Source organism: Streptomyces sparsus, from assembly GCF_054776295.1.
In genome coordinates, this window is the sequence record NZ_BAAHCA010000433.1 from 1 (window position 1) to 4,079 (window position 4,079).

The 4,079-nt window shown below is 72.4% G+C and carries 6 protein-coding genes; 5 read left to right on the forward strand and 1 reads right to left on the reverse strand.

Features of this window, described 5'->3' with window-relative positions; all coding sequences use genetic code 11:
* Positions 1 to 242: 242 nt before the first annotated feature.
* The 5 genes from ACYVE9_RS17910 to ACYVE9_RS17930 all read left to right on the forward strand — a co-directional run bounded on the left by ACYVE9_RS17910 (position 243) and on the right by ACYVE9_RS17930 (position 3,712).
* Entirely contained in the window at positions 243 to 518 is a 276-nt protein-coding gene (locus tag ACYVE9_RS17910) for a polyprenyl synthetase (RefSeq protein WP_461028886.1), read from the forward strand.
* Positions 515 to 1,567, forward strand: a complete 1,053-nt coding sequence (locus tag ACYVE9_RS17915; protein WP_461028887.1) for a polyprenyl synthetase family protein — start codon at positions 515 to 517, stop codon at positions 1,565 to 1,567. Before ACYVE9_RS17910 ends, ACYVE9_RS17915 begins: the two co-directional genes overlap by 4 nt.
* 17 nt (positions 1,568 to 1,584) lie before the next feature.
* Positions 1,585 to 2,748 (forward strand): oxygenase MpaB family protein, encoded by a 1,164-nt coding sequence (locus ACYVE9_RS17920; RefSeq protein WP_461028888.1) that lies wholly within the window; start codon positions 1,585 to 1,587, stop codon positions 2,746 to 2,748.
* A gap of 127 nt (positions 2,749 to 2,875) precedes the next feature.
* Positions 2,876 to 3,265: a YunG family protein gene (locus ACYVE9_RS17925; RefSeq protein ID WP_461028889.1), complete on the forward strand. Its 390-nt coding sequence runs from the start codon at positions 2,876 to 2,878 to the stop codon at positions 3,263 to 3,265.
* Positions 3,266 to 3,346: 81 nt separating this feature from the next.
* Positions 3,347 to 3,712, forward strand: a complete 366-nt coding sequence (locus ACYVE9_RS17930) for a nuclear transport factor 2 family protein (protein ID WP_461028890.1) — start codon at positions 3,347 to 3,349, stop codon at positions 3,710 to 3,712.
* Between the two features lie 65 nt (positions 3,713 to 3,777).
* Here ACYVE9_RS17930 and ACYVE9_RS17935 read toward each other — a convergent pair.
* Positions 3,778 to 4,079, reverse strand: a 302-nt coding sequence (locus ACYVE9_RS17935) for a hypothetical protein (protein WP_461028891.1), incomplete at its 5' end; no start/stop codon positions are given.

Here is a 4,079-nt window from a genome sequence, read left to right on the forward strand (position 1 = left end):
GGTCCCGCCCCCGCCTCCGGCCCGAGGGGCGGCGGCCGGGCCACCGCCCTCACCCCGCGGGGAGGAACGTCCGCCCCTATCACGACGGGTCACAGTACGGACCGTACCGACCGATTGATCACTCGATCAGGGAAATGCGCGGTACCGCCTACCGGAAACGGACAGACTCCTGCCCGGGGCCGAGCCCCTTCGTCGCCGGCACGGCGGAAAACGTCGCCGGCAGGACACAAGAGGGGGAGACCGTGACAGAAGCCGATGGTGACACCGCGGAGGGGCGGACGAGCGACGCCGCGCTGCTGCTCGCCGGGGCCGCGGACCTGGCACTGAGCACGGCGACGGCAGCCCTGCGGGGCGCGCGGTCCCTCCTGAACCGCTCCGACCTGGCCGACCTGGCGCAGGACGCGCAGCAGGAGGTCAAGGCCCGAGGACGGCTGCTGCTCCAGCGGCACGCCGTGCCCGAGCCCCACATGGAACTGCTCGCCCGGCAGATCACCGCGCGGCGCGGGCCACAACAGTGACCGAACCACCCGAACAGGTCGCCTTCCGGGCCCGGGTCGACGCGGTCCTGGAAGCCTTCACCCGCGAGGAGGCCGGCCACCTCGTCGCCGTCGACGACGACCTGCGTCCGGTCGCCGCACAGCTGACGGCGGCGGTCACCGGCGGCAAACGGCTACGGGCGGCCTTCTGCTACTGGGGCTGGCGGGCAGCGGGACAGCCGGACAGCGACGCCCTGGTCAGGGCCGCCGCGGCGATGGAACTCGTGCACGCCGCAGCCGTCGTCCACGACGACCTCATCGACGAAAGCCCGGTGCGGCACAACAGGCCGAGCGCACACGTCGAATTGCGCGCCGCGTTCACCGACCCCACGCGGTCCGAGGCCGGCGGCCGGGCACTGGCCATGCTCGCCGGCGACCTGCTCATGTCGTGGGCCGGACACCTCTTCACCTCCTGCGGCCTGCCCTCGGCCTACCTGGCCCGGGCCCGGCGCCTGTGGACGGTCATGGCCAGGGAACTGGTGGCCGGCGAGTGCCTGGAGATCCTCCGCACCGGGACGGCGCCGGACACCGGCCGCTCCCTGCAGGTGATCCGCTACAAGACGGCCAAGTACACGGTCGAGCACCCCCTGCACATCGGTGGCGCACTCGCCGGTGCGCCCGCGTCCGTGATGGACCTCTTCACCGCCTACGGCCTGCCACTGGGCGAGGCGTTCCAGCTGCGCGACGACCTGCTCGGACTGTTCGGCGACCCGGAACACACCGGCAAGTCGAACCTCGACGACATCCGGGGCAACCGGCCCACCGCCCTGCTGGCCGAAACGTGGTCGGCCGCCACGCGCGCCGAACGCGGAGAACTCCGCGGCATCCTCGACCGACCCGACCCCGACCACGAGGACCTCGCACGGGTGCGGGGCATCATGCACCGCACCGGGGCCCCCGCCCGCGTCGAGAACATGATCAGCCGGCGGGTGCAGGAGGCGACCAGCGCCCTGACCCGCACACACCTCCCCGCCTGCGCGGCCGACGCGCTGCACCACCTCGTTTCCTCGGCCGCCGTCCGCCAGTCCTGACGCGTCGAAAGGCAGACATGCCGTACACAGCGGAGTCCATGAACACCCTGCGCGACCTCGGTGACGATCTCGCCGACGCCACAGTCGAGACGATGTTCGAGCGTGGCGAGATCGGCAGGTTCAACACCCTGATGCGCTACTTCTCGACCGCCGGACAGCCACTCCCCGACGGCCTGCCCGACGTGGCGCGGGACTACCTGGAAGCCACCCGCACACCGCCGGACTGGGTGGACTGGGGCGAGATGGAGAAGGCCCGCCTGTTCTTCATCGACAACAACGTGCACATCGCCACCGCCCTGTCCTTCGCCGCCATGCCGGCCTGCTACGCCGTGCCGCACGTGGCCAGGCTGCTGAGCGCCGCCCACGGCCTGGAGTACCCGTCCCGCCGCATGGCCGAGACCGGGCAGTTCACGGTCTACCTGATGCAGCCCGACGCCTTCGAGGCGGGCGGCCGGTTCGTTCCCGCCGCGCAGAAGGTGCGCCTGCTGCACGCCTCCATCCGGTACCACCTGCGGCGTGAGAACCGCTGGGACGTCGCCGCGCTCGGCACGCCGATCTGCCAGGAGGACATGATCGGCGGTCAGATGCTGTTCTCCATCCAGGTCCTCGACGCCCTGCACCGGTTGGGCATCCACATGTCGGTCGACGGCGCGGAGGCCTACTACTACGCCTGGCGCGTGGTCGGTGCGATGCTCGGGATCAGCCAGGAGCACGCCCCCGTTGACCTCGAATCCGCCCGGCAGTTCTCCGACCTCTACATGATGCGGCACCTGGGCCCGTCCGAGGAGGGAGCCCGGCTCACCCGGCAGCTCATCGACCTCTACGAGGACGTGGTCCCCGGCACCCTGCTCGACCCGGTCGTCGCGGCACTCGTCCGCTACCTGATCGGCGACACCTGCGCGGACTGGCTGCGCGTCCCGCGCACCGCCTGGGACACCGCGGTCAAGGGCGCGCCCGCGCTGCTCGGCGTCCTGGAACGCATCGAGGACGGTTCGCCGTACGGCGCGTGGCTCCTGGACCGGTTCGGCCACCTCACCACACACCTGGAGCTCAGTTCGCTCACCCGCGGCCGCGTCATGCAGTACGCCGTCCCCGAACAGCTCAAGGCCGAGTACGGCGTCGCCTCCGCCGCGCCCCGGACCGACCGCTGGACCCCGCCACCGCTGAGCCTGCGCCCCTGACCGCGCGTCACCGTGAGCCGATCCGCAGCCAGGTCCCCGGCGGCGGCGCACGTCCGCGCAGCGCCGGGCAGGGAGGCGCCCCTGTGCGGAGGGCCGACTGTCAGTGCCTTCCGGCATCCTGCCGTCCATGACCACGTGGACGCCGGCAGAGATCGAACGCGCGCTGCGAGCCAGTTGGGCCGCGGACACCTGTTCCCCCGACGACCTGGCAAGGACGGGCTGGAGCAGCGACAACCCGGCCCTGGGCCACTGCGACGTCACCGCACTCGTCGTCAACGACGTCTTCGGCGGTGACCTGGTACTCGCCGAGGTGCACCTGGGGGACGAGCAGCACGGACACCACTGGTGGAACCAGCTGCCGACGGGCACCCAACTCGACCTCACCCGTGACCAGTTCCGCCTCGGGCAGGTCATCGGCCCCGGCCGCGTCGTGCGGCGTCCCGCCGGCCGGCTGCCCCGTCGGTGGGACGCGTACCAGTTGCTGCGCCGACGCTTCCGGCAGCAACTCTCCAGATGACCGGCCCCGGGCAGCTCCGTCCCTGAGCACCGCCCGCCCGCCGCGTTCCCCTCCCGGGTGGCCGTTCGTAGGGTCGGGGGCATGACAGAGACGAGCGCACAGGCGGTGGAAGCGGTGTGGCAGGCCGAACTGCGGTTGCTGGAGCCGGACGTGCGTGCCTCGCCGGCTCTGGTGGCCGAGCTGCTCGACCCGGAGTTCACCGAGTTCGGAGCGTCGGGGCGTCGATGGGACGCCACCTCGATCCTGGGCGTGACGAGCGCCGGCTCGGTCAGCCACGACGCCCCGGTCCACGTCAGTGCCATGTCGGGCGACCTGCTCGCCCCGGGGCTGGTGCACCTGACGTACCTCTGCGACCACCGGGGACGGCGTACCTGGCGCAGCTCGCTGTGGCGCCTCACGGAAACCGGTTGGCGGATCTACTTCCACCAGGGCACCCCCACAGACTGACGGGCACGCGGCACACCGGCTCCGAACGTGCACCGGCCACGCGGCCCGCCGTCCCGTACCCCTGCCTACCGCTGCTGGGAGAGCCCGGCCGTACGCGGCCGGCCGATCCCCGGGAGCGTTCGGTGGAAGACGTCCGCGACCCGCACCTCGGTCCGGCGCGCGACGCCGGACACCGTCACCCGCACCCGTGCCGTACCGGGGCGCAGCCCGGTGAGGTGTCCCGTGGCGGGGTCGAGGGCGGCCACGTGCCACGGCCGGGCGTTGCCCGGGCGGCCCACGAACAGGTTCGGCGAACCCGACCAGTCCGCGCTCACCGGGAACCGGACCGGCACCTGCCGGCCGGCCTGGGCGACCGTCGCCGCCACCG

Coding starts and splice junctions, on each gene's coding strand:
- ACYVE9_RS17920 (WP_461028888.1), top strand. CDS start 1,585: ATGCCGTACACAGCGGAGTCCATGAACACCCTGCGCGACCTCGGTGAC.
- ACYVE9_RS17930 (WP_461028890.1), top strand. CDS start 3,347: ATGACAGAGACGAGCGCACAGGCGGTGGAAGCGGTGTGGCAGGCCGAA.
- ACYVE9_RS17925 (WP_461028889.1), top strand. CDS start 2,876: ATGACCACGTGGACGCCGGCAGAGATCGAACGCGCGCTGCGAGCCAGT.